Here is a 24,423-nt window from a genome sequence, read left to right as displayed (position 1 = left end):
GAACAGGCCTGGGGGGTACCAGCCATGACGGACCGCCGGACCCGCAAACGGCGCACGATGTTCGAACGTGAGACGGAGCTCGCCACCGTCGACGAGGCCCTGGACCAGCTCACCGGTCCCGGGCCAGACGCCGACGGAGTCCTGCTGGCCTTCTCCGGACCCGCCGGACTCGGCAAAACCACCCTCCTCGCCGAAGTCCGCCGCCGTGCCCACGCCAGGGCCTGCACCGTCCTCGCCGCCCGCGGCGGCGAACAGGAACAGAGCCAGCCCTTCCACGTCGCCCGCCAGCTCATCCAGCCCCAACTGGCCGGCACCACCGACGAGGAACTGCGCGCGGCCCTCGGCAGCTGGTACTCCATCGTCGGCCCCGCCCTCGGCCTCTGCGCCCCCGAACAGGGCGCCCCGCCCGACCCCCAGGGCCTGCGCGACGGACTCGACTGGGTCCTCACCCACCTCATCGTCCAGCGCGCCCCCGTGGCCCTCGTCCTCGACGACGCCCACTGGGCCGACCCCGAGTCCCTCTCCTGGCTCGCCGCCTTCGCCCCGCGCGCCGAACACCTCCCGCTGCTCCTCGTGGTCGCCTACCGGCCCGACGAACTGCCCGCGCATGCCGAAGCGTTCCGCACGCTGCCCGGCCGCGCCGGACACCGCCCGCTGACCCTCGCGCCGCTCACCGCCGAGGCCGTCTCCACCCTGGTCCGCGAGTCCGTCGGAGACCACGCCGACGACGCCTTCTGCCGCGAAGCCTGGGCCGTCACCACCGGCAACCCCTTCGAAGCCGTGGAACTCGCCGTGAAGGTACGGGACAAGGGCCTCGACCCCGTCGAAGCCAGCGCCCCGCTGCTGCGCGACCTCGCGGCGGCCCAGCGTGGCAGCGGACTCGTCGCCCGCTTGCACAGCCTCGGCCCCTCCACCGTCCGCTTCGCCTGGGCCTGCGCCGTCCTCGGCACCGACATCCCCAGGGACCTCGCCGCCCGGGTCGCCGGACTCGGCGCCGAGGAGGCCGTCGACTCCACCTGGCGGCTGCGCGACGCCCGCATCCTGTCGGCGGCGACCGAAGCCGCCGGTGAAGCCGCCGAACCCGAGGGTCGGGACGAGGCCGGGCTGGAGTTCGTCCACCCGCTCATCGCCACCGCCATATACCGGGCCATCCCCGACGCCCTGCGGGTCGCCCTGCACGGGAAGGCCGCCGCGGCCGTCATCGACGCGGGGCTCGGGCCCTCCGCGGCCGCCCGCCACCTCCTGGAGACCCACCCCGAGAACGACCCGTGGGTGGTGCGGACCCTGCGCGAGGCCGCCGGCGAGAACCTCCGGGCCGGTGCCCCCGAAGCCGCCCGCCGCCAGCTCGCACGGGCCCTGCGCGAACCCCCGGACTTCGACGAACGCGCGGCCGTCCTCTACGAGCTCGGCTGCGCCTCGCTGCTCACCGAGCCCGCCAACACCGTCAACCACCTGCGCGCCGCCCTCGCGGAGCCCTTCGAGGACCAGGCGCTGCGCCAGGGCATCGTGATCCGGCTCGCCCAGGTGCTCTCGCACAGCGACCGCCTCGCCGAGGCCTCGGAGTCCCTCGCCCGGGAGATCCCCCACACCCAGGACGTACGGGCCCGGCTGCGCCTGCAGTCCGAGCAGTTCATGTGGGACGCCTTCAACGCGGCCGAGACCGACTCCCCGGCGCGCTCGCGGCGCCTCGCGAAGCTCGCCGACCGGCTGACCGGCCGCGACCTCACCGAGCGGTACGTGATCGGGCTGCGCGCGTGGGACGCCTGCCTGCGCGGAGAGCCGGTGGACGTGGTCCTGCACCACGCCGGGCGGGTGCTCGAAACCGGGTTCAGCTGGGCGTACGAGGACCGGGGCTTCGAGGTCCCCGTCCTGGTCGCCATGGTGCACATGTACGCCGACCGGCCGGGTCGCGCGGAGGAACTGTTCGAGGCCGGCACCGCCGAGTTCGAGCGGCAGGGCTGGCGCGGGGCGCACCTGTCCTTCGCGTACAGCCTGCGCGCGTACATCCGCTACCGGCGCGGACGGCTCGTCGAGGCGGAGGAGCTGGCGCGGGCCGGGCTGAGGCTCGCGGAGCGCGTGGGGCGCCGTACGCCCGTGCACTGGTACGCCATCGCGATCCTCGTCACCACCCTGCTGGCGCGGGGCCGGGTGGACGAGGCCTGGGAGCTGGCACGCGAACACGAGTACGGGGAGCCGTTCCCGTCGGCGGTGGTCTTCCCGGACTCCCAGACGGTCTACGCGGAGCTCCTGCTGGCCCGCGGCCAGGCGAAGGCGGCGGCCGCCGAGCTGGAGGCGGTGGGCCGCCGGCTCATCCCGCGAGGGATCCAGAACCCGTCCTGGTGCCCGTGGCGGCTGCACCTGGCGCGCGCGGTGGTCGCCGAGGACCCGGCGCAGGCCGGCGAGCTGGCCGCGGACGCGGTCCGCCGGGCCCGTGCGTTCGGCGCCCCGTCGGGCATCGGCCAGGCCCTGCGGGTGGCGGCGGAGGTCGCGGCGCCCGGTCCCGGGCGGGTGGCCCTGCTGGAGGAGTCGGTGGCTCTGCTGTCGGCCTCCCCGGCGGGCTACGAGCTGGCGCTCGCGCTGGCCGCGCTGGGGGAGGACCGGGGGGATCTCGACGTCCTGCTGCGTGCGGAGGCCGCGGCCCGTGCCTGCGGGGCGGACGGCCTGGTGGCCACCGTCACGGCGGCCCTGGTCGCCCTCGGCGGGACCTTGCCGAGCGGCCCTGTGCCCGGCCCGGACCCGGCCGCCGACCCGGCCCGCTGACCCGGCCCGGCGCGCCGGGCCGGGCGGGCCCTGCGGGGCTGTCCCCCACCCACCCTTCGCCCGTTCCCCGGGGCTCCGCCCCGGACCCCGCTCCTCAAACGCCGGAGAGGCTGACATGGCCCCGCGGGCAATCCAGCCCGCAGTGAGCCCCGGGTCGGGGGTGGAGGGCCGGCAAACGCGGGCGGGCACGTACCATTGGCGGCATGTCCTTCCTCCGCCGCCACCGCGCCGCCACCCCCGCCGGCCCGGACTTCGACGTCCTGGCCATGGACCCGGGGGACTGGCCGGGCAATCTCGGGGCCGGGCTGCTGCCCGCGCCCGACGGCAGCTGCCAGGGTGTCTTCCTCCGCTACGACCTGTTCGGCGGACGCGGCCCCGCCATGATCATCGGCAACCTCCCCGAGGGTTCGCCCGCCCGTGACCTCTCCGAGGGCCAGGTCCCCTTCGAGGTGGCCCAGCTCCTCGACGCCCTCGAGAACGACGAGGACGTCGAGGTCACCGGAGCCGAGGACTGCCCCGTCATGCAGGGCGACAACCTCCTCATCGTCCGGAAGATCAAGCTTTCCGAGACCCGGATCAGCTGCGTGCAGTTCGACCGCAGCGACAATGTGCTGGTCACCATCGCGAGCTGGGACCGGCCGATCACCGACGACCTCTACGCGCTGCTGAAGCCGCTCCCGGCCGAGCTCTTCCAGCAGGGCTGATTCCGCAGCCGCGGCACTAGCCGACGGGCGTCACCCGTTGGCTATGTCGTTCGCCGCCACGTAGCCGAAGGTCATCGCGGGACCGATCGTCGATCCGGCCCCCGCGTAGCTGTGCCCCATCACCGCCGCGCTCGCGTTGCCCGCCGCCCACAGGCCCGGGATCACCGATCCGTCGGCCCGCAGCGCGCGGGCCCGCGCGTCCGTGACGATGCCGCCCTTCGTGCCCAGGTCACCCGGCACGATCCTGAAGGCGTAGAACGGCGGCGCCCAGATAGGGGCCAGGCACGAGTTCGGGCTGACGCCCGGGTCCGTGTAGTAGTGGTCGTAGGCGGTGTCCCCCCGGTGGTAGTCGGGGTCGGTGCCGTTCCAGGCCTGCGCGTTGAACCGGTTGAGGGTGGAGCGCAGGGCGCCCGCCGGTACGCCGATCTGGTTGGCCAGCGCGTCCCAGGTCCACGCCTTCTTCGCCGCGCCCACCTCGTACCAGGAATCGGGGAAGACGATGGTCGGCAGGATGTCCTTGAACAGGTACTTGTTGCGGTAGTTCTGATCCACGATCAGCCACGCGGGGATGTGTGAGCCGGTCGCCCCGCGGTCCTTCTCGTACATCACGTGCACCACATCGCTGTACGGGGCGGCCTCGTTGACGAAGCGCGCACCCTTCCCGTTGACCATCAGGCCTCCGGGCAGGGTCCGTTCGGCCAGACAGAAGTACGGCTCGTTCGGCAGCGGGATCGAGGGGCCCCACCAGGCGTCGTCCATCAACGCCAGTGCGGCGCCGGCCCGCTGTCCCGCCCGGATGCCGTCGCCCGTGTTCTCCTTCGCGCCGACCGACCACTGGGTGCCGATCGGCTGCTGCTGGTACTGGGCCCGCATCTCCGCGTTGTGCTCGAAGCCGCCCGAGCCGATGACCACGCCCTTGCGGGCCCGCACGACGCCCCGTACGCCCTCCTTCTCCACCACCACACCGGTGACGGCGCCGCCCTCCTGGACCAGGTCGACGAGCGGGCTGTTCAGCCACACCGGCACCCCGGCCTGCATCAGGCCGGCCCGCAGGCCCGTCGCCAGGGCCTGGCCCATGGTCAGCGGCTTCTGCCCGCACAGCGCGGCCGCCGTGCCGCGCGCCAGGCATTCGGTGGACACCGCGAGCCCCTTGGCGCTGACGGCCGCCAGGTTGAGCCATTTGTAGTCCTGGCTGAAGACCACCATGCCGGCCGGTACCGGCATGTACGCCGGGTTCAGGTGCGCCAGTTCGGCGCCGAGGAGATGGCCGTCGATCTGGTCCGGCTCGATGGAGCGGCCGTTCGGCAGCCCGCCGGGGAGGTTGGGGTAGTAGTCGCTGTAGCCGTCCATGAAGCGGAAGCGCAGCGGGCTGTTGGCCATCACGAAGTCCAGCATCCGGGGCCCGTTGGCGAGGAAGGCCGCCTGCCGGTCCGGCGAGGAGCCGTTGCCGACCACCGCCGACAGGTACGTGGCTGCCTTCGCGGGGGTGTCGGGAACCCCGGCGGCCAGGATCACGGAGTTGTTCGGCAGCCAGATGCCGGCGCCCGAACGGGCGGCGGACCCGCCGAAGGTCGGGGCCTTCTCGACCACGAGCACGCTCAGGCCCCGCTTGGCGGCGGTCAGCGCGGCGGTCATCCCGGATGCCCCGGAGCCGACCACCACGACGTCGTACTCGCCGAGCGGGGGCCCGTCCTGGGCACTGTCGGCGCGCGCCGCCGCGGCGGGCAGCACGGTGGCGGCCAGCACCCCGGCGCCGGTCCCGGCGAGGACCGTCCGGCGGGAGGGGAGGGCGGGACTCGGTTCGGTCATGGGCAGGCTCCAGTCACGTGGGGCGGGAAGGAGTGGATCCAGCATTCTGATGCTGAGTCAGAAAAGGTGTTCGGGGGATCATGTGAAGTCAAGGCATACGCGCCAGTTCGGACCGGCCGGGGATCTCCGCCGGACATGCGAAATCCCGTGGCACGCACACCGGCTGTGCGTGCCACGGGATTTCTGGCAGGTCGGACCGGTACCCCGGCAAGATCCGGAAGGGACGGCCTAGTTGTCGTACGGGGTGACTCCGCTGAGCACCGATCCCGTCCCGTCGGCCGGCAGCGCGTAGTTGGCGTACGGGGTGACCCCGCTGAGCACCAGTGCGGTCCCGTCCGTCGCCGGGGCCGCCCCGACGGCGACCGCCGTCACTGCCGCTGCCGCGAGTCCCGCCGCCAGCACGACGGCCACCGCCGCATTGCGTATGCGCATGTTTCCTCCCCTGTGCCGCCCCGCACGCGCGGGGGCGGACACCAGTGTGCCCGCCCCCGAGCGTTCGCTGTTCTCTCAGCGCGTGCCGACCGCCGCGCGGACTGCCCTGCGGGCCATGCCCGCGTCGTCGTGCAGGCGGCGCAGCAGCAGCCGCTGCTCCTCGCCCGAGGACAGGGCGCCCGCCGCCACGGGTTGCGCCGGGGCGGTCGCCAGCATCGAGCGCTGCACCGCCGTTTCGGCCATCCGGATCTCCCGGGTCAGCACCAGCATCAGGTTGACCAGGAAGGCGTCCCGCGCGGCCGGACCGGCCGCCTGTGCCATGCGGCTGATCTGGGAACGGGCGGCCGGGGCGTCGCCCAGTACCGTCCACAGCGTGGCCAGGTCGTAGCCGGGGCGGTACCAGCCCGCGTGCTCCCAGTCGAGGAGCACCGGACCCGCGGGGGACAGCAGCAGGTTCGACAGCAGCGCGTCGCCGTGGTTGAACTGCCAGGGGTTGCCCGAGAGCTTCACCCCGTGCAGCAGCTTCTGCAGGTCGCCGAAGTCACGGTCGGTCAGCAGGCCCTGCTGGTAGTCCCGGGCGATCCGCCGGTCGTAGTCCAGAGGCCTCGTGAACAGCTCCTCGGCGGGCTGCCAGCCGTTCACCTGGCGCACCGCGCCCAGCGCCGCCCGCAGATCGGGCCGCGGCGGGGCTTCCACCGGATGCCGCTGCAGCGCCGCGACCCGGCCCGCCATCCGTTCGACCACCAGCGTGCAGTTCTCGGGGTCGGCGGCGATCAGCCGGGGCACCCGGACCGGCGGGCGGTGCCGGACGAACGTCCGGTACGTCGCAATTTCGTGCCGGTACCGCTCGCACCACTCGGGAGAGTGATCCAGTAAAACCTTCGCGACGGCCGTCATCCGTCCGGTGGTTCCCACCAGTAGGACCGAACGTCCGCTGCGCCGCAGTACCTGGATCGGCGCGAACTCCGGACAGATGCGCTGCACGGAGGCGAGCGCCGTGCGCAGCTGCGCACCCTGCGGTCCCGAGAGGTCGATTCTTCCGCTGAGCGGCTGTGATCCGGTCCCCGGCAGCCGCCGCGCCCGTACCACGCCCTGGGTCGGTGCCGCTGGGCGGCCGGGTTCGAGGTAGGGGCCGCCGCCCGCGGGGAAAGTGCGGTGCGGGCGGACCGGGGCAGACACGGAGGTCGTTGCTGCGTACATGGCGTTACGGATCCCTTCGTGCGCCGACGAGTTGCGTACGCCGCCCCGCCGATCCCGTGCATCACCCTGGGGAGTTCCGCCGGTGACCGGGTCGGGGAGGCGCATTCCTACCTGACACCCGGCCGTGGGTGGCGGACCACATTGCGTGCCCTGGCGAACCCTGGCGAATAGTCGCTCGGCATCTGACTGGGGGTTACTGTCAACTCAGCCGAGAACCTGGGGGCTTGACGTGAGCAAAGGTCCAAACACCCGTCTGAACGACCTGTTCGGCCTGGCCGGCTGGTCGAAGGGCGAACTGGCGAGGATGGTCAACCGGCAGGCGGCCTCCATGGGCCACCACCAGCTGGCCACCGACACTTCGCGGGTGCGGCGCTGGATCGACATGGGGGAAACCCCGCGCGAACCGGTGCCCACGGTACTGGCAGCACTGTTCACCGAGCGGCTCGGTCGTGTCGTGACCATCGAGGACCTCGGGTTCGTACGGCAACGGCGCACCACCAAGCGGCAGCCGGACGGGGAGAAGGAGAACCCCGACGGAATGCCCTGGGCGCCCGAACGCACAGCCGCGGTCCTCACCGAATTCACGGGAATGGACCTCATGCTCAACCGTCGCGGTCTGATGGGCGCGGGTGCCGCGCTCACCGCCGGCTCAGCCCTCAGCAACGCCATGTACGACTGGCTCCACACCGATCCGGCCCGCGCCAAGGACGCGCAGCGCCACGACGACTACTTCCAGGCCGACGGAGCGGGTTTTGACCGCTACGAGGCCGCGCCGATCGGCTCCCAGGAGATGGACGCGCTGGAGCACTCCGTGGAGGTCTTCCGCGCCTGGGACGCCTCCAGAGGCGGCGGCCTCCAGCGCAAGGCCGTGGTCGGCCAGCTCAACGAGGTCGGCGGCATGCTCGCGTACCACCACCCGGACCACCTCCAGCGGCGCCTGTGGGGGGTGGCGGCGAACCTGGCGGTGCTGGCGGGCTGGATGTCCCACGACGTGGGCCTGGAGCCGACCGCCCAGAAGTACTTCGTCATCGCCGCGCACGCGGCCCGCGAGGGCGGCGACCGGCCGCGCGCGGGAGAGGCGCTGTCCCGCGCGGCCCGCCAGATGGTGCACCTGGGCAAGCCGAACGAGGCCCTCGACCTGATGAAGCTGGCCCAGTCCGGCTCCGGCGAGCAGACCCTGCCCCGCACCCGCGCCATGCTGCACACCATCGAGGCCTGGGCCCAGGCCGCGCTCGGCAAGGGCCAGGCGATGCGCCGCACCCTCGGCGAGGCCGAGGACCTCTTCGTCTCCACTTCGGGAGACGTGCCGCCGCCCTCGTGGATGCAGCACTTCGACGAGGCCGACCTGCACGGCATGCAGGCGCTGGCCTTCCGCACCCTCGCCGACCACGACCCCTCGGCGGCGCCGATCGCCCAGCGGCACGCCAAGGAGGCCCTGCGACTGCGCGCGGACGGCCACCAGCGCTCGAAGATCTTCGACTACATCTCGATGGCCTCGGCCTGCTTCATCGCGAACGACCCCGAACAGGCCGACCGCTACGCACGCCTGGCGCTGGTCTCGATGAACGAGACCTCTTCGCACCGCACATGGGACCGGCTGCGCGAGATGTACCGGCTGACCGGCCACTACTCCGGCTTCGCCGGCATCGAGGACCTCCGCGAGGAGATCAAACTGGCCCTCCCCAACAGCCCGGTGACCACGCGCACGGTGTGATGCCCGTACGGGAGCCCGTACGGGAGGGGGACGTACGGGGGGCAGGACGGGACGGGCAAGGCCGCGCCTTCCGGCGCGGCCTCGGGATCCTCGGGTGGTGCGGGTGCGGTCGGCGGATGTACGCGGCTACACGTTGATGCGGGCCACCAGCACGCAGGCGTCGTCCTCGCGCTCGCCCTCGCCGAACTCCCCGATCACCATCCGTACGCAGTCCTGCGCGGACCTGGCGGCCGAGAACTGCGGCGCGAGCGCCAGCAGCCGCTCGGTCCCGTCGGCCTTGCTGAACTCGATGCTGCGCGGGGTCAGTCCGTCGGTGTGCAGGACGAGCACGTCGCCCACCTCCAGCCGCTCCTCCGCCTGACCGTACGAGGCACCGGAGGTGGCTCCCAGCAGCACGCCCTCCGGCGGCAGCAGCGAGCGGCCCTGACCGCGGCGGAACAGCAGCGGGGCGGGGTGGCCGGCCTGCGCCCAGGACAGCACCCGGCGCGCGGGGTCGTAGCGACAGCACACCGCGGACCCCAGAGCGGGCTGTACGGAGGTCTCCAGGAGCTGGTTCAGCCAGCCCATCAGGGGGCCCGGCTCGATGCCGGCCATGGCCATTCCGCGCAGGGCGCCGAGCATCATCGCCATGCCGGAGGTGGCGGTCACCCCGTGGCCCGTCAGATCGCCCACCGTCAGCATCGACTGCCCGTGCGGCAGTTCGAGCGCGTCGTACCAGTCGCCGCCGATCAGGGCGCTGGTCGCGGAGGGCAGGTAGTGGGCGGCCACGTCCAGTGCACCGGTGCTGTCGTGCGGGAACCGCAGGGAGCCGCGCCACGGGGGGAGCACGGCTTCCTGCAGTTCGACCGCCAGCCGGCGCTCGGTCTGCGCGATCTCCCGCCGGCGCTGCAGCGAGTCACGGGACTCGCGGACCGCCCGCTGGCTCCGGCGCAGTTCACTCACGTCCCGCAGTACGGCCCACATGGAGGCCGTGCAGCCGTCGGAGTCGAGTACCGGCTCGCCCCTCATGTGCAGCGTCCGGACGCGGCCGTCGGTCCGGACGATGCGGAACTCGCCGTCTATCGGCCTGCCGTCCACCAGACAGGCCGTGACCATCGCGGTCAGCAGCGGTTGGTCCTCGGAGAACAGGGTGGAGCCCAGTTCGTCCAGGGGCAGCGCGCCGCTCTCGGGCGAGCGACCGAAGATCTGGAACAGCTCGTCCGACCAACTGACTTCGTCGGTCAGGAGGTTCCACTCGGCGCTGCCGACCCGGGTGTGCTGCGCCTCGAGCCCGGCGGGTCCGACCTCCGGAGCCGGGGCCGCCAGCGGCAGCTCGACGGCTTCGGGAACAGCGGGCGGCAACCCTTCCTTGAGCTGGCCGAGGTGCTCGCGCAGGTCGTCGAGGTGGTGCACGGCGAGATCGCAGAGCGCCCGCTGCCACCGCCCCTGGGCATCGTCGTCGTCGACCACCGTGTCGCGGCGGACGGCGTCGACTTCTCCCCGCAGCCGTCGGGTCTGGGAGATCAGTGCGTCCACCGACCCTGGCTCCGGAGGCTGCGCGGGACGGTCCGCGTACAGGTGGGACGGCATGAGAACTCCGATACAGGCGCGGCACGGCCAATTCTGAAAGGTAGGACCGGTTCTGAAGGAAGGGCCGGTAACGACTGTGGCACAGGCGGCGAAGGCCTGTAAGGCGTTTGGCAACATCTGCTGCGGTCTTGCTTGGGGCATATGCCTGCGGCCTCCCGGCCCCCTGCGGATGTGCGAACGAATCCGGTCAGCCCTACTGGCGGGTCGGCCCGACCGGGCCCGAATCGCGCCTGCTGCACCTGCTGCTGCCGTCGCCTGCCCGCGGCCGGAAACCGGCCTTCCGGACGAGGGTTGTCGATCGTACGGCCGAGGTGTGCGAGGGGCGCCCCGCGCCGAACTCGCGCAAGTCCGCCCGGGACCCGGATCAACACCAGCGTACGGGGACCCCCCGAACGACTGACGCCGCGCCGGGCGGGTAGGGACGCTCCCGACTTCCCACCGCAGTCGGTGATCGCTACCCTACGTGTCGGTAACGAGCCGGGGATGCCCGCTTCGGCGGGCTGCGCGCAGGGTGGGGACACAAACGACATGACCGGGCAGAGCCATGCGCCGACCCAGGAACAGAGCGGCGAGCCGGTCGGGGGGCAGCCGGACGGCACCGCGCAGGAGCCCGGGGGCGCCGCAGGCGCAAGCCGCCGCTCGTTCCTCACCTACCTGGTCGCGGCGCCGACCCTGGCCCTGGTCACCCGCGCCGGCGCCGACGTCCTGGCCCCGCAGCCCGCCCACGCGGTGATCCCGACCCTGCCGGCCCCCGCCGACCTGGTGGACCTCGGCGACCTGTTCATCCTGGCGGGCGCCCCCACCTCCGCCCTGCTCGCACTCGTCGTCGAGGCCGACGGCACCATCCGGTTCCGGCTGCCCCGCGAGGAGGTCGGCCAGGGCCTCACCACCGCCGTGGCGATGCTCGTCGCCGAGGAACTCGACGCACCGCTGGACCGCGTACGGATCGAACTGGACGACGCCCGCCCCGAGCTGCTCTTCAACCAGCTGACCGGCTCCTCCAACTCCATCCGCTCCCTCTACGGCCCGGTCCGCCAGTGCGCCGCCACCGCCCGCGCCCGCCTGGTCGCGGCCGCGGCCGTGCGCTGGAGCCTGCCGGCGTCCTCCCTCACCACCGCGAACGGCGCCGTCCGGGCCCCCGACGGCCGCACCGCCGGATACGGCTCCCTCGCCGCGGCCGCCGCCGACCCCGCCCTGATCGTCCTCGGCGCCACTCCCAAACAGGCCGCGAAGCACACCCTCGTCGGCAAGCCCACCGCCCGGATCGACGCCCGCGCCATGGTCACCGGAGCCCAGCGCTACACCCTCGACCTCGACGTGCCCGGGGCCAAGCCCTGCGTGGTCCGCCGGCCGCCCACCCTCGGCGGCAGCGTCCGGTCGGTGGCCAACCTGGCAGCCGTCAAGGCCATGCCCGGCGTCCTGCACGTGGTCACCGTCGCCACCGGGGTCGCCGTCGTGGCCGAGACCTTCGGCCAGGCCCTCGACGCCAAGGCCGCCCTCCAGGTCACCTGGGGCCCCGGCCCCGCGGACCAGCTCTCGGACGCAGCAGTCCGTACGAAGCTGCGCGCCGCCACCGCCCCGCTGCTGGTGCCGCCGCTGCTCACCGCGTACGTGGACGCCGAGTTCGACTTCGCCTTCGTCAGCCACGCCCCCATGGAGACCAACTCCGCCGTCGCCGACGTGCGCGAGGACAGCGCCGAGATCTGGTCCGGGCTCAAGTCCCCGATCGTGGCCCGCGAGACCATCGCCGCCGACCTGGGGCTGCCGCTCGACAAGGTCACCGTCCACGTGGTCCAGGCCGGCGGTTCCTTCGGCCGGCGGCTCTTCTTCGACGCGGCCCTGGAGGCGGCCCGGATCTCCAAGGCCTGCCGCCGCCCGGTCCGTCTGATGTGGACCCGTGTCGACGACACCCGGCACGGCCGGATGCGCCCCGCGACCCATCACAAGATCCGCGCCACCCACGCCCTCGGCGAGGTGCTCAGCTTCGAACACCGGGTCGCCGCCGCCGAGACCGACTTCCGGCACGGCCTCGGCGAGATCATCACCGCCACCGCCGCGAGCCTGCCGCTGGGCATCGGCAACGCCACCCTCGCCCAGACCCTGTTCCTGACCACCATCAAGTCCCCGTACCACTTCGGGCTCACCACCCAGGTGCTCACCGAGGTCCCGACCGGGGTGCCCACCGGCTCCTGGCGTTCGGTGTACTCGGCGAACACCCGCGGCGCCGAGGAGATCCTGGTCGACGAGCTGGCCGCCGCCACCGGGCGGGACCCGTACCAGTTCCGCCGCAGGTTCCTGAAGACGGCGGCCCAGCGGGCCGTGCTCGACAAGGTGGCCGCGGAGGGCGACTGGGGCCGGGCGATGCCCACCGGATGCGCCCAGGGCATCGCCTTCCACGAGGAGTACAAGTCCCGGACCGCCTGCCTGGTCGAGATCGACACCAGGGACCCGGAGCACGTCCGCGTCACCAAGGCCGTCATCGCGGTGGACGTGGGCCTGCCCGTCAACCCGCGCGGTCTGGAGGCCCAGCTGATCGGCGGCCTGACCGACGCCATCTCCACCACGCTCAAGGCCGGCCTGCACCTCGACAAGGGCCTCCCGCTGGAGGGCAGTTACAGCCAGTTCCACTGGGCGAAGCAGCGCGACACCCCACGGGACGTACGGGTCTTCGTGCTCCCGGCGACCGGAACCGAGCCGGGCGGAGCCGGCGAGCTGGGCCTGCCGGCCGCCGTGGGCGCGATCGCCAACGCCTACGGCCGGGCCACCGGCACGAAGCCCCGTAGCTTCCCCCTCGACTTCGACGTCGACTTCACCCCCTACCCCCGATAGGCCGTCTCTTCCGGATGTTGCCGGGCCCGCGCCGCCCGGCACCGCACCTCGCCGCACTGCCGGGGCACCCGAGTACGTCCAGTACGCGGGAGCCCCGGCAGCACGACGAGGCACGGCACCGGACGACGCGGACCTGACCGACAACATCCAAAAGTGACGACCTCCAGGAGCCGATCCGTGCCCTCGCACACCTTCACCGTCAACGGGCAGAGCGTCACCGTGGACGCGCCCGACGACCTGCCCCTGCTGTGGGTGCTCCGCGACATGCTGGGCGTCCGCGGTCCCAAGTACGGCTGCGGGGTGGACGTCTGCAAGGCCTGCACCAGCCACCTCGACGGGGTGGACGTCCGCCCGTGCGTGGTGCCGGTCTCCGCGTGCGCGGGCAAGGCGGTGACCACCATCGAGGGGCTGGCCGACGGCGACGTGCTGCACCCGGTGCAGGAGGCCTGGCTCGAACAGGACGTCGCCCAGTGCGGCTTCTGCCAGCCGGGCCAGATCATGGCGGCCGTCGCCCTGCTGAAGCGCACGAGCGCGCCGACCGAGGAGGACATCGACGCGATCGCCAACATCTGCCGCTGCGGCACCTACTTCCGCATCCGGGAGGCCATCCGCAGCGCGGCGGCCAAGATGTGAGCGAACGCGGAGGGCCGGGACGTGGGCGGATGCGGCCGGGACGTGAGCAGGCGCGGCCGGGACGTGAGCAAAGGACGGGCCCCGGCTTCCCCCGTTGCGTTCCGCCGACAGTCGGGGCCCGACCGCTCGTGGCGAGCCTAGGCGGCGGCCGTCCCGCCCGCAGGGTCCGTTGTGCCCAGTGAGCGCACGAGACGGGTGTCACAGCGCACAGTGTGCCGAGGATGGTTGAATGCGGCGCCGCCGACCGACACCCCGAAGGAACCTCCGATTCAGCCCCGCCCCGCACCCCCGCAGCCCGCCGACCGGTCCCGCTCCGAAGACGTCCTCAAGCTGCACCGCCTGGCCCGCGCGGGGAGTTCGGCCGCGGTGCTGGAGTGGCTCACCACCCGTCTGGGCGGCTGGATCGGGGTGATGGACACCGAGCGACCGCAGGGACCCGAGGCCGCGGTTCTGGGCGCGGCCGAGCTGAGGGCGCGCAGGGCCGGCTCCGCCGTCCTGCTGCACGCCGGCCGCGCGGCGCTGCTGTTCGCGCTGGACGAGGGGCGCGCCCTGGCCGCCGTACTGGAGCTGCCGCACCATCCGGGAGCGCCCGCGCTGCTCGCGGACGCCGCCGTGCCGCTGGCCCTGGTGCTGCGCGCCGAAGAGGTGGGACTGCGGGAGGAACGGGCGGCCGCCGCCGAGGCGATGGTCCGCGAGTCGGTCCTGCACCTGCTGATGAACGGCCTGCTCTCCACCGCACGTCAGATCGCCGAGACGCTCGGGCCCTCGCTGCCCGATCCGATGCGGATGTACGTCGTCGAATGCGGTACCGGCGAACGCGCGGCGGCGGCCCGGCTGTTCACGGAGCTGACGGGCGGCCGGGCCTGGATCGTGCGCTGCCCGGTCTACGTGCACCACCTCATCGTGCTCGTGCCCACCGACCTGGCGGCGGCCTCGGCGGACGACGACCCGCTCTCGGGGGCGCTGACGGCGGCCGCCCGCCACTGCACGGTCGGGGTCAGCGGCCGATCCGCCCTCCGCGAGGCCCCCGCCGCGTACGCGCAGGCCTTCCACGCGCTGGCCGTCGCGCGCGGCCGGGACGAACGCCACGCCCGGTTCGGGCCGGGCCCGGAGTTGGCCCTCGCCGTGCACGGGGCCGGCGCCGGATGGGCGGCCGCGCTGCTCGCGCCGCTGCACGCGTACGAGCCCCGGCGCCCCCAGGACCCCGGCGCGCAGGAGCTGAGGGCCACCGCCCACGCGTGGCTGAACTTCACCTCGCACGCGACCCGGCTGCTCAAGGTCCACCGCAACACCCTCGCCGGGCGGCTCCGGCTGATCGAGGCGGTGCTCGGCCTGGACCTCGGCAGCCTCGCCGACCAGGCGGCGCTGTCGCTGGCGCTGCGGCTGACCCCGGGCGGCCGCGGCGCGGAGCGGGCGGGCGGGGGAGTCGTGTCGGCCGCGGGCGCGCTGGACGACGTACTGCGCGACCCGGCGACGAGGGCGTGGGCCCGCGCCCATCTGGCGCCGCTGACCGGGCCGGACGCCCCGGCCGGAGCGCGGGAGACGGTGCGGGTCTGGCTGCGGCACGACGCCCGGCTGGTCCCGACGGCGGACGCGCTCGGCATCTCGGTGGCCGCCACCCGCAAGCGGATCGGCCGCGTCGAAGCGCTGCTGGAGCGCTCGCTGCTCCAGTCGCCGAGTGCCCGCTACGACCTGTGGGTGGCCCAGCGGGTGGAGGAACTGGGCGGGTCCGGCCGGGACACAAGTCCGATGGTGGATGGATTGGGGTGATTGTGGACGATCATGCCTGAATGAGGCGTATCAATGCGAAACGTGTGCTGGTCGGTGAACCGCTCGACACCGCGCGTCTGGGCGAGACCCTGCTGCCCAAACGGCTCGCGCTCCCGATCTTCTGCAGCGACCCGCTCTCCTCCGTGGCCTACGCCACCGAGGAGATCCTGCTGATCCTCGCCCTCGGCGGCGTCGCACTGCTCCACCTCGCCTGGTACGCGGCCGCCGCCATCGTCTTCCTGCTGGTCGTGGTCGTCGCCTCCTACCGGCAGACCTGCTACGCCTACCCGGGCGGCGGCGGCGCCTACATCGTCAGCTCCAAGAACCTCGGCCCGACCGCCGCCCTCACCGCCGCGAGCGCGCTCCTCGTCGACTACGTCATGACGGTCGCCGTCTCCGTGGTCTCCGGCGTCTCCGCCATCACCTCCGCCATTCCCTCCCTCACCGACCACGAAGTCGGCCTGTCGGTGGGTTTCGTGGTGCTGCTGACCCTCATGAACCTGCGCGGTGTACGGGAGTCGGGGCGGGTCTTCGCCATCCCGACCTACGGGTTCGTCCTCGTCATCTACCTGATGTTCGCGGTGGCCGCCTACCGCATCGCCATCGGCGACACCATCCGCGCCGAATCCGCCGAGCTGCCGATCACCGAGGCCGGGACGTACGCCGGCCTCGCGCTGGTGCTGCTCGCCCTGCGCGCCTTCGCCTCCGGCTGCACCGCGCTGACCGGCGTCGAGGCCATCAGCAACGGCGTGCCCGCCTTTCAGAAGCCGAAGAGCAGGAACGCGGCGACCACGCTCGCCGTGATGGGCGCCCTGGCCGTCACCATGTTCGCCGGGATCACGGTCCTCGCCATGGTCTACAAGGTGCACGTCGCCGCGGACCCCACCGAACTGGGCCTGGCCCCCGGGACGCCGATGTCCACCGCGCTCGCCCAGATCGGCCGCGCGACCTTCGGGGACTGGCACTTCCTCTTCTACCTGCTCCAGGCCGTCACGGCCGGCGTGCTGATCCTCGCCGCCAACACCGCCTTCAACGGCTTCCCGATGCTCGCCTCGATCCTGGCCAAGGACCGGTACGTGCCCCGCCAGCTCTACAACCGCGGCGACCGGCTCGTCTACTCCAACGGCGTCGTCCTGCTGGCGCTCGCCGCCATCGGCCTGATCGTCCTCTTCGACGCCCAGCTGACCCGGCTCATCCAGCTCTACATCATCGGCGTCTTCGTCTCCTTCACGCTCTCCCAGGCGGGCATGGTCCGGCACTGGCAGGACGAGCTCCGCTCGCCCGACACCCCCAAGGAGGAGCGGATCCACATCCACCGCCGGCGCGCCATCAACGCCGTCGGCGCCGTCATGACCTCCGTGGTCCTGGTCATCGTCCTGATCACCAAGTTCACCCACGGCGCCTGGCTGGTCGTCATCGCGATGCCGCTGCTCTTCCTCGGCATGAAGGGCGTACGCCGCCACTACGACACCGTGGCGCGGGAAGTCGCCGTCGCCCCCGGGGTCAAACCGCGCAAGCCCGCCCGTCACCACGTCGTCGTCCTGGTCGCCGCCGTGCACGCGCCGACCCTCAAGGCGCTCGGCTTCGCCATGGGCCTGCGGCCCGACACCCTGACGGCCCTCTCCGTGGCCGCCGACGAGGAGGACGCGGACCGGCTGCGGGAGGCCTGGGCGGAGCACGACCCGGGGATCCCGCTCAAGGTGCTGCACTCCCCGTACCGGGAGGTGGTCGGGCCGGTACTCGCCTACGTCCAGGAGCAGGCGGCCGCCGAGGGGACGGACATGCTGTCGGTGGTGATCCCGGAGTACGTGGTCGGGCACTGGTGGGAGCAGCCCCTGCACAACCAGAACGCGCTGAGGCTCAAGGCGCGGCTGCTGTTCACGCCGGGGGTGGCGGTAATCGACGTGCCGTACCTGCTGGAGTCCGCGAAGGGCGCGGAGCCGGAGGAGCGGGCTCCGCAGGAGGCGCGCTAGGAGCCGCGCCAGGAGGAGCGGCTGCCCGTGCCGCCCGGTGCTGGGTGACCGCCGTGTGGGCCAGTGCCAGCTCCACCACGTGCGCCGGATCCGAGAGGGTGCGCCCGGTGAGCTGCTCCAGGCGGCGCAGCCGGTTGGAGACGGTGTTGCGGTGGCAGTACAGCCGCTGCGCGGCGTACGTGGTGGAGCCCTGGCAGGTCAGCCAGGTGCCCAGGGTGGTCAGCAGCATCCGGCGGTCCTCCGGCGCCAGCGCCAGCACCGGACCCAGTACCACCCGGCGCAGCCGGTCCGCGAGTTCGGGCTCGGCCGCGATCAGCGCCGCGGGCAGCCGTTCGTCGAGCAGCACCGTCCGCGGCCCCTTCGCGGCGGGGGCGGTGCGCAGCGCGAGGCCGGCCAGCAGGCGGGCCCGCGCCAGCTCGGCGGGCGCCGTCACCACTGGGCTGACCCCGGCGCTCGCACCGAGCGGCGCGAGCAGCTCCCGTACGGATTCCAGCGGATGGTGGCCCAGCTCCACGAGCCCGGTCTCCCCGTCGGCACCGATCCGCCACAGCACGCGCGGGGCTCCGGCCGTCACGGGCCGGCCGGCGGCCGTGGATCCATCGGTCCCGGATCCGTCAGTCCCGGATCCGTCGGTCCCGGATCCGGCTGGCGGCGGCCCGGTGGAGCCGGGGGCGGGCCCGAGCGCCACCACCGCGAACCGGCCGCGCTCCGGCAGGCCGAGCCGCTGCGCCGCGCGGGCGGCCTCCCCGGCGGATGCGTTTCCGTCGAGCAGGGCGTCGAGCAGGGCCGCCCGGAGCTCGCGTTCGCGCTCGCCCCGGACCGCTTCGGCCAGCCGGTAGGACTCGGCCGCCGCGTCCGCCATCCGGTCGATCACGTCCCACAGCGCGGGCGCCCCGGGCAGCAGCCGGGGCAGCGCGGCCCGGTCGTGTGCGGCGACGGCCTCGGTCAGGGTCTGCCACAGCAGCCGGCCGCAGAGCCGGTACATCCGCAGCAGGGAGTCGAGCGGCAGCCCCTGCCCGGCACGGAGCGCACCCTGGGCGCGGGCGTCGGCGAGGTCGGGCGGCAGGCCGCGGGAGGCACGGACCAGGCCCTCGACCGCCTGGCGCAGGACGTGCTGGATCCGGTCGCGCAGCGCGGCCCGGCCGAGCAGGGCGGCGTAGGCGGCGTAGGCCGGATCCCCGGCCGACGTGCGGTCGGCGAGCCGCTCCGCCGCCACTGGAATCCGGCGGTTCAGGTCCTCGCGTATCTCCTCGATGATCCGCTCCATGACCGGAGGGTGACACGGGGGAGGGGGCGGTGGGGAGGGCCGCGACGGTGCCGTGTCCGCTAGCGTGTCCGAAGCACTCCAAGTGCAGTGCATATGCGGCGGTCATAACGACACCCCCGTCGCACCGCTCACCCCGTTGCCACACCATCAGGGATCCCCCCATGCGCCAGAATCCGGAGCGCCGAGCCGCGCTGCTCGACGCCGCCATCGAAGTGCTCGCCCGCGAGGGCTCGCGGGGGCTGACCCTGCGCGCGGTGGACGCGGAGGCGGCGGTGCCGACCGGCACCTCCTCCAACTACTTCGCCAACCGCGCCCAGCTGCTCGTGCAGATCCTGCACCGCACCCGGGAGCGGCTGATCCCCGATCCGGCGGAACTGGCAGGACCGCACGACACCAAGGTGCTGCTCGGCCGCCTCCTGGAGCGTATGCGCCGCGAACGCAGCGTCCACACGGCGATGCTGGAGCTGCGCCTGGAGGCGACCCGGCGGCCCGAGCTCCAGGAGGCGCTGGCCGGGTTCCAGGGCGCCGAACTGGAAGCCAACATCGCCTGGCACATGGAGGCGGGACTGCCCGGGGACCGGCAGGGCGTGGTGCTGATCTACCTGGCCATGCTGGGGCTGATCGTCGACGACCTGACCGTGCCCGGACTGCTCGACCCCTACCCGGTGGAAGGGCTCATCGAAGCGATGGTCGAGCGCCTCCTCCCGGAGCGCCCCGCGGACTGACTATCGTGCCCATGGGGGAATGCCGGCACGAATCGCGGGAGGCAACCGTGGGCATTGCGGACATCACCGGGCGTGAGCAGGGCTTCGGCGCAGGCGCCGCCGACCGGGCGGACGCGGGCGGCGGTGAGGGCATCCAGTGGCTGGCGGACTGGGACGCCTGGTACGTCGGCCTGACCTTCGCCCGCGGCATCGGCCCCGAGGAACTTGCCGCACGACTGGGGGCGTTGCCCGGGATCCACCCCGGGCCGCTGGGCGCCATCGACGCGTGGAGCATGGTCACCGAGACCGTGGACGGCGACGGGGTGGCGAGGGTCGGCAGCTGGGGCGGCTGGTCCTTCGCCGTCGAACACGGGATGCCGGCCGGGGCGCAGCGATTGGCCGAGGTGTCCCGCTCCGGCGTCGAAGCGGTCCACCTCGATCCGCAGCCCGACCATCCGCCCAAGCAGTTCGCGTACGCCCTGGACGGCGAGCTGGTCTGCTGCTTCGCGCTTGGCGAGGAGTGCTGGCGCGGTGGCCACCGGCCCGACTTCCTCCTGCCGGAGCTGGTCGAGGCCAAGATCCTCGCCCCGGACGGTACCTACGCCCGCCCCGAGGACGAACCGTCCGCGGACCGGGACCGCCTCACCCTCTCCGTGCTGGAACGCCGCTTCGCCCTGGCCCTGCCGCGCCGTCTGGTCGAGGAGACCCCGCTCCCGGCCTTCGTGACCTGCACGCAGTAGGGGGAGCGGGGACCGCGGCTCAGCGGGCGTAGTCGCGTATCACCCGGCGGGCCAGCTCCTCGCGGGCCGGGGCGAGTTCGGCCGCGACGGCCGCGCTGCGGGAGGAGTCGAAGGCCACCCCGGCCCGGTGCGGGCCGCTGGAGAGCAGGCAGCGGCGCCGCAGGTGGGTCGGGGGGTGGGTGTCGTCGACGGAGTGGCCGCGCCGGGTGGAAACCCGGCGCAGCCGCTCGTACTCGGTCTCGGGCACGGAGCCCATCCGTGCGGCGAGCCGCTCCCAGAGCCCCCGCTCGGCGGCCTCACGCGCCTCGCGGCCCGCGGATCCACCGCGGACCCCGGCCGCCACCGACTCGCGCCGCATCTCGGCCTCGACCGCGTCGCAGACCAGAAGCCGGTCCATCAGGAGGACGGCGGCCTCCGTGGACCCGGCGCGGGCCGCGCCGCTGTCGGCCAGGTACTCCGCCCGCTGCGAGGCCCGCATCGTCAGGCCGTCGAGCAGGTGGATCAGCCCGTACACGGCCCAGCGCGGCGGGAACAGCACGGCGTTCACGAACCAGTCCACGAGGTTGTGCGCGGGCTTCGGGAGCAGGAAGTAGTACCAGCGGGCCAGGGCGCCCATCGCCCAGTGCGTCACGAACTGGGAGCGGAGGTCGCCGTTCGCGAAGTGCCCGAGTTCGTGCCCCAGCAGAGCCACTCGCTCCTGCGGCGAGAGGATCTCCCACAGTCCGAGCCCCAGGATCAGCACGCGCCGCCGCCGGATCCCGTAGTTCGTGACCGCCGCGTTGGCCATCGGGGCCACTGCCACGGCATGCACTCCGGAGGTTCCGACGGCCGCCGCGACCTCGTCGACCAGCTCGAACAGCCGTGGAGCGTCCGCCCGGTACAGCACCGGCGCGTGCTTCGGCAGTCGTTGGGGCTTCGGCCACAGGACCGCCACGATCCCCAGCAGGAGCGCACCGAGCAGGGGTTGGACCACGGTGTACCAGCCCCCGATGATCAGTACTCCCGCGATCACCACCAGCCCCACGGTCACCGCGTGCACCACCAGCGAGAGGCCGATGGCCAGCACGCTCGACGCGTCCAGCCGGCCGGGTCCGGCCTCGCCCCCGCTCCGCGCGATCTCGGCCGCGAGCTGTTCCCCGTACCGGTGCGCGAGGCGCCGCCGTACGGTCTCCACGCGCCCCCGGGCCGGTTCCGGAGCGCCCGGATCCACATTCCAGTCGCATTCGGCGCACCAGTCGACGTACCGCTCGGGCACGGTGGCGATGGTTCCGCACTGCGGGCACGGCCGGAGCTCCGGCCGTGTTCTCGTTTCACTGCTGGTTTCCACGGTCCTCTGATCCCCTCCCACGCCGCGGACCTGCTGCGATCCGCGGTTCGCGAAGGATAGGGGGACCTCGTGGCGCCTGCGGCACCGGGTCGGCTGCCGGAGCGCTCCGGCAGCGGGGAGCCCGCATGCATAGTTGATCTTATGCTCAGGTTTACGCGAGTCCGCTGGTTTTGCGGCCAGTGAGCGACTTTGATGGGTTTGCCAGGCCTCGTACCGGAGCAGGGGGACCACTCATGGACACCGAGCGCAGTCAGAAGGACAGCGTGGACAGCGGTAACGGCACCACCACCGCACCCACCCTCATCGGTTCCGTGCAACGGGCGTTGCGTCTCGTGGAGGCGATGTACGCGGAGGGCGGGGCGACCGCCAAGCGGCTCGCGCGGCTGACGGGCATCCCGTTGCCCACCGTCTACCACCTGCTGCGGACCCTCACTCACGAGGGCTATGTACAGCGCGAGGGCGGAGCCTTCCGGCTCGCGGACGACCTGCCGCTGCCGCTCGCCTCCTGATGCCCGGATCCCCTGGATCCAAACCAATGATCAAATTCTGGTGCGTTCCGGCCAAGCTCTCACACGTCGCCGTGCATGTTCCAGCGGAAAATGCCAGAACGCCCTTTCGCGCTGTGAAACTTGAGTAAGTTCCCTTCTGTCGCGCCGTACGACCGTGCACCACGCACGTTCCGGCCGGGAGGGGAGCCCGCGTGCCCGGGATCGACGAATGCCTGCTCGAAGCCATGGCCCTGCCTGGTGCGAGGGGGGCCGCGCTGGTCGACTGGAGCAGCGGACTGGCCCTCGGCACCGCAGGGGACTCACCGGTCGGTGACCACGAGACCACCGCCGCCGAGACCGCCGAATTGGCGAGGGCCGCAGCCGAGTACGAGTCCTTCGCCCTGCCCGAGCCACCCGCCGGCTCCGCCGACGGCGAGGCGGCCGGGCTGCCCGTCGAGGACCTGATCGTCACGACCCGGACCGGCTACCACGTGCTCCGTTTCGTCGAAACCAGCTTCGACAGCAGCGTCTTCCTGCACCTGTGGCTGGACCGGGCCGAAGGCAACCTCGCCCTCGCCAGGCACCGGCTGCGCACCCTCGCCGAAGGGCTGGTGCTCAAGTGAACGCCACCGTCACCCCGGCGGTGGCCGTCTCGCCCCTGCTCACCCGCCTCGCCGCCGAGCGCGCCACCGGAGCCCTGTTCCGTGAGCGCGGCACCCTCTTCCTGGAGGACGGCCGGGTCGTGCACGCGGAGAGCCCGGCCACCCCCGGCCTCGACGTCCTGCTCACCACCGGCGGCGGTCTTGCCCCCGAGCGCTGGACCGAGGCCGTGAACCAGGCCGGCGCCCGCCGGCAGGTCGCACGCTTCCTCGTCGACAGCGGGGGCATGGCGGGCGGGGAACTGGAGATATGCCACCTCGCCGCCATCTTCGACGCCGCCTTCTTCGCGCTCTCCCCGGGCAGTGGCCCCTCCCGGTTCCGCCGCGGGGCCACGCACTGGATCGGCTCCGTCCGGTCGATTCCGGCGGAGGCCGTGGAGCGGGAGACCCGGCGGCGCCGGGAGCTGCTCGACGCTGTCTGGCCCTACCCACTGCTCGACACCTCCCCGGTGGTGCCCCGACCCGCCGCCCCCGGCCAGACCGTCACCGCCCGGCAGCGGATCCTGCTGGCCCGCGCGGACGGCGTACGGACGCCCGCGGACCTCGCGTGGGTCCTGGGCCGGCCGGCGTTCCACACCCTGCTCGACGTACGGCGCCTCGCGGCGGCCGGGCTGGTCGAGACCCCGTACGCACCGGCGGCGGGACCGGAGCCCGTTCCGGAGACCCCCCTGCCCGAATGGATGACGCAGGCGCAGTCCCCCGACGTGGCGCTCCTGCGCCGGTTGCGCGACGCACTGGAGGCAAGTCTGTGAGGCTCCCGCTGCGACCGGTCCTGCGCGCCGACCGCTCCGAGCGCAGACAATCCGAAAGGAGAAGGACCGACATGAGTACGGTGCCCGCCGAAGCGGAGGCCGAGATACTCGCCGAGCTCCGGCGGCTGCGCTCCCGGGTCCCCCAGCTGACCGGCGCCCTCGCCGCGAGCTCCGACGGGTTCGTCCTCGCCCAGGACGGCGCCGCCGCCGAAGCCGAGTCCGTGGCGGCCCTGACCGCGGCCGCGCTCGGCGTGGCCCAGCGGCTCAGCGACTGCACCGGGCAGGGCGGCTTCCGCGAGCTGCTCGTGCGCGGGGAGGAAGGCTACGTCGCCACCTACGCGGCGGGCGACGCGGCGGTACTCACCCTGACCGCCGAGCAGCGCGTCAACGTGGGGCGCCTCCATCTGGAGGCCCGGCGCTCCAGCCTGCGCATAGCCGAACTGATCGACCACAGCCTCGGCCGCCGGGGTCTCGGCCAGGCCACCTGACCAAGCCACGTTCCAACCGAATCCCAGGACAGCCGAACAGAAAGAGGAATGATCCATGGCCAACATCGAAACCGCACTCAAGGAAGCCAGCACCACCATCGACGGTGTGCTCGGCGCGGCCCTGGTCGACTACGCCAGCGGCATGGCGCTGGGCACCATCGGCGGCGGCAAGGAACTCGACCTCACGGTCGCGGCCGCGGGCAACACCGACGTGGTGCGCGCCAAACTGCGCACGATGGAGATGCTCAACTTCAAGGACGAGTCCATCGAGGACATCCTGATCACGCTGGGCACCCAGTACCACCTGATCCGGCTGCTGAAGGGCCGGGGATCCTCTGGTCTCTTCCTCTACCTGGCGCTCGACAAGAACCGCGCGAACCTCGCGATGGCCCGCCACCAGCTGAAGAAGATCGAGGCCGAGCTCGAAGTCTGACCCGTGTCGCCGAGGCGGCGGACGGCCGAATCCATCGCCGTCCGCCCCGGCGGCCAATAGGCCGGACGTTCGGGATGTGACCCACTGGAGTGCAATTCGGACGGGACGCGGAGCCGTCCCGGTCCCGCCGATGAATTTAGGGCCCCGGACCGGTCTGTATGTGTACGGGACG

19 protein-coding genes and 1 pseudogene are annotated in these 24,423 nt (G+C 72.9%); 14 read left to right on the top strand and 6 right to left on the bottom strand.

Annotation, left to right across the window (positions count from 1 at the left end; genetic code table 11):
- The first annotated feature begins 57 nt into the window (after positions 1-57).
- Both AC3IYJ_RS04980 and AC3IYJ_RS04975 read left to right on the top strand, forming a co-directional pair.
- Positions 58-2,760 carry an ATP-binding protein gene (locus tag AC3IYJ_RS04980; protein WP_489400128.1) on the top strand — a complete coding sequence of 901 codons (2,703 nt, stop codon included), beginning with the start codon at positions 58-60 and terminating at the stop codon, positions 2,758-2,760.
- A gap of 203 nt (positions 2,761-2,963) precedes the next feature.
- Positions 2,964-3,464, top strand: coding sequence for a hypothetical protein (locus AC3IYJ_RS04975; protein ID WP_330294947.1), 501 nt, complete (start codon positions 2,964-2,966; stop codon positions 3,462-3,464).
- 30 nt (positions 3,465-3,494) lie between these two features.
- Here the strand turns inward: AC3IYJ_RS04975 and kstD are convergent, their stop codons facing one another.
- The 3 genes from kstD to AC3IYJ_RS04960 form a co-directional block, all read right to left on the bottom strand.
- On the bottom strand, positions 3,495-5,273 hold the full coding sequence (gene kstD, locus AC3IYJ_RS04970; protein WP_489400127.1) for a 3-oxosteroid 1-dehydrogenase: 1,779 nt from the start codon (positions 5,271-5,273) through the stop codon (positions 3,495-3,497).
- A gap of 228 nt (positions 5,274-5,501) precedes the next feature.
- Positions 5,502-5,705 carry a hypothetical protein gene (locus AC3IYJ_RS04965; protein ID WP_489400126.1) on the bottom strand — a complete coding sequence of 68 codons (204 nt, stop codon included), beginning with the start codon at positions 5,703-5,705 and terminating at the stop codon, positions 5,502-5,504.
- A gap of 75 nt (positions 5,706-5,780) precedes the next feature.
- The gene (locus tag AC3IYJ_RS04960; RefSeq protein WP_489400125.1) at positions 5,781-6,905 is read right to left on the bottom strand and encodes an aminoglycoside phosphotransferase family protein; all 1,125 of its coding nucleotides are present in this window, start codon (positions 6,903-6,905) and stop codon (positions 5,781-5,783) included.
- Positions 6,906-7,134: 229 nt separating this feature from the next.
- On the opposite strand from AC3IYJ_RS04960, the gene AC3IYJ_RS04955 reads away from it, so the two are divergent.
- Positions 7,135-8,619, top strand: coding sequence for a DNA-binding protein NsdB (locus AC3IYJ_RS04955; RefSeq protein ID WP_489400124.1), 1,485 nt, complete (start codon positions 7,135-7,137; stop codon positions 8,617-8,619).
- 126 nt (positions 8,620-8,745) lie between these two features.
- Here the strand turns inward: AC3IYJ_RS04955 and AC3IYJ_RS04950 are convergent, their stop codons facing one another.
- On the bottom strand, positions 8,746-10,188 hold the full coding sequence (locus AC3IYJ_RS04950; RefSeq protein WP_489400123.1) for a PP2C family protein-serine/threonine phosphatase: 1,443 nt from the start codon (positions 10,186-10,188) through the stop codon (positions 8,746-8,748).
- 528 nt (positions 10,189-10,716) lie between these two features.
- Here AC3IYJ_RS04950 and AC3IYJ_RS04945 point away from each other — a divergent pair.
- The 4 genes from AC3IYJ_RS04945 to AC3IYJ_RS04930 all read left to right on the top strand — a co-directional run bounded on the left by AC3IYJ_RS04945 (position 10,717) and on the right by AC3IYJ_RS04930 (position 17,393).
- On the top strand, positions 10,717-13,017 hold the full coding sequence (locus tag AC3IYJ_RS04945; RefSeq protein ID WP_489400122.1) for a xanthine dehydrogenase family protein molybdopterin-binding subunit: 2,301 nt from the start codon (positions 10,717-10,719) through the stop codon (positions 13,015-13,017).
- Between the two features lie 177 nt (positions 13,018-13,194).
- Complete coding sequence (locus AC3IYJ_RS04940) at positions 13,195-13,650, top strand: (2Fe-2S)-binding protein (RefSeq protein ID WP_489400121.1); 456 nt, start codon at positions 13,195-13,197, stop codon at positions 13,648-13,650.
- Positions 13,651-13,875: 225 nt separating this feature from the next.
- Complete coding sequence (locus AC3IYJ_RS04935; protein ID WP_489400120.1) at positions 13,876-15,420, top strand: helix-turn-helix domain-containing protein; 1,545 nt, start codon at positions 13,876-13,878, stop codon at positions 15,418-15,420.
- A gap of 20 nt (positions 15,421-15,440) precedes the next feature.
- A complete protein-coding gene (locus tag AC3IYJ_RS04930) occupies positions 15,441-17,393 on the top strand; it encodes an APC family permease (protein WP_489400119.1) in 1,953 nt (650 codons plus the stop codon).
- Here the strand turns inward: AC3IYJ_RS04930 and AC3IYJ_RS04925 are convergent.
- Positions 17,299-18,660, bottom strand: coding sequence for a helix-turn-helix domain-containing protein (locus tag AC3IYJ_RS04925; RefSeq protein ID WP_489400118.1), 1,362 nt, complete (start codon positions 18,658-18,660; stop codon positions 17,299-17,301). The genes AC3IYJ_RS04930 and AC3IYJ_RS04925 overlap by 95 nt on opposite strands.
- Positions 18,661-18,821: 161 nt before the next feature.
- Here AC3IYJ_RS04925 and AC3IYJ_RS04920 point away from each other — a divergent pair, with 161 nt between their 5' ends.
- Together AC3IYJ_RS04920 and AC3IYJ_RS04915 are read left to right on the top strand one after the other, a co-directional pair.
- Positions 18,822-19,385 (top strand): TetR/AcrR family transcriptional regulator, encoded by a 564-nt coding sequence (locus tag AC3IYJ_RS04920; RefSeq protein ID WP_489400117.1) that lies wholly within the window; start codon positions 18,822-18,824, stop codon positions 19,383-19,385.
- Between the two features lie 47 nt (positions 19,386-19,432).
- Positions 19,433-20,104 (top strand): DUF6461 domain-containing protein, encoded by a 672-nt coding sequence (locus tag AC3IYJ_RS04915; protein ID WP_489400116.1) that lies wholly within the window; start codon positions 19,433-19,435, stop codon positions 20,102-20,104.
- Between the two features lie 19 nt (positions 20,105-20,123).
- Here AC3IYJ_RS04915 and AC3IYJ_RS04910 read toward each other — a convergent pair whose 3' ends face one another.
- Positions 20,124-21,359, bottom strand: coding sequence for a M48 family metallopeptidase (locus tag AC3IYJ_RS04910; protein ID WP_489400115.1), 1,236 nt, complete (start codon positions 21,357-21,359; stop codon positions 20,124-20,126).
- Between the two features lie 305 nt (positions 21,360-21,664).
- On the opposite strand from AC3IYJ_RS04910, the pseudogene AC3IYJ_RS04905 reads away from it, so the two are divergent.
- The 5 genes and pseudogenes from AC3IYJ_RS04905 to AC3IYJ_RS04885 form a co-directional block, all read left to right on the top strand.
- Positions 21,665-21,901: pseudogene (locus AC3IYJ_RS04905) on the top strand (helix-turn-helix domain-containing protein); the annotation flags it as partial.
- A 230-nt stretch (positions 21,902-22,131) separates the two neighbouring features.
- Positions 22,132-22,542, top strand: coding sequence for a hypothetical protein (locus AC3IYJ_RS04900; protein ID WP_489400114.1), 411 nt, complete (start codon positions 22,132-22,134; stop codon positions 22,540-22,542).
- Positions 22,539-23,330, top strand: a complete 792-nt coding sequence (locus tag AC3IYJ_RS04895; RefSeq protein WP_489400113.1) for a transcriptional regulator — start codon at positions 22,539-22,541, stop codon at positions 23,328-23,330. The genes AC3IYJ_RS04900 and AC3IYJ_RS04895 overlap by 4 nt, the downstream gene beginning before the upstream one ends.
- Positions 23,331-23,401: 71 nt before the next feature.
- Positions 23,402-23,818 (top strand): roadblock/LC7 domain-containing protein, encoded by a 417-nt coding sequence (locus AC3IYJ_RS04890; RefSeq protein ID WP_330294930.1) that lies wholly within the window; start codon positions 23,402-23,404, stop codon positions 23,816-23,818.
- 55 nt (positions 23,819-23,873) lie between these two features.
- Positions 23,874-24,251, top strand: coding sequence for a hypothetical protein (locus AC3IYJ_RS04885; protein WP_489400112.1), 378 nt, complete (start codon positions 23,874-23,876; stop codon positions 24,249-24,251).
- The last annotated feature ends 172 nt before the right edge of the window (positions 24,252-24,423 follow it).

The sequence above is a fragment of the Streptomyces sp. GL_140 genome (assembly GCF_057834465.1).
Note: the sequence above shows the minus strand (reverse complement) of the source record. Positions and strands in the feature narration are given on the sequence as shown.

Coding starts and splice junctions, on each gene's coding strand:
- AC3IYJ_RS04980 (WP_489400128.1), top strand. CDS start 58: ATGTTCGAACGTGAGACGGAGCTCGCCACCGTCGACGAGGCCCTGGAC.
- AC3IYJ_RS04975 (WP_330294947.1), top strand. CDS start 2,964: ATGTCCTTCCTCCGCCGCCACCGCGCCGCCACCCCCGCCGGCCCGGAC.
- kstD (WP_489400127.1), bottom strand. CDS start 5,273: ATGACCGAACCGAGTCCCGCCCTCCCCTCCCGCCGGACGGTCCTCGCC.
- AC3IYJ_RS04965 (WP_489400126.1), bottom strand. CDS start 5,705: ATGCGCATACGCAATGCGGCGGTGGCCGTCGTGCTGGCGGCGGGACTC.
- AC3IYJ_RS04960 (WP_489400125.1), bottom strand. CDS start 6,905: ATGTACGCAGCAACGACCTCCGTGTCTGCCCCGGTCCGCCCGCACCGC.
- AC3IYJ_RS04950 (WP_489400123.1), bottom strand. CDS start 10,188: ATGCCGTCCCACCTGTACGCGGACCGTCCCGCGCAGCCTCCGGAGCCA.
- AC3IYJ_RS04945 (WP_489400122.1), top strand. CDS start 10,717: ATGACCGGGCAGAGCCATGCGCCGACCCAGGAACAGAGCGGCGAGCCG.
- AC3IYJ_RS04930 (WP_489400119.1), top strand. CDS start 15,441: ATGAGGCGTATCAATGCGAAACGTGTGCTGGTCGGTGAACCGCTCGAC.
- AC3IYJ_RS04925 (WP_489400118.1), bottom strand. CDS start 18,660: ATGGAGCGGATCATCGAGGAGATACGCGAGGACCTGAACCGCCGGATT.
- AC3IYJ_RS04920 (WP_489400117.1), top strand. CDS start 18,822: ATGCGCCAGAATCCGGAGCGCCGAGCCGCGCTGCTCGACGCCGCCATC.
- AC3IYJ_RS04890 (WP_330294930.1), top strand. CDS start 23,402: ATGAGTACGGTGCCCGCCGAAGCGGAGGCCGAGATACTCGCCGAGCTC.
- AC3IYJ_RS04885 (WP_489400112.1), top strand. CDS start 23,874: ATGGCCAACATCGAAACCGCACTCAAGGAAGCCAGCACCACCATCGAC.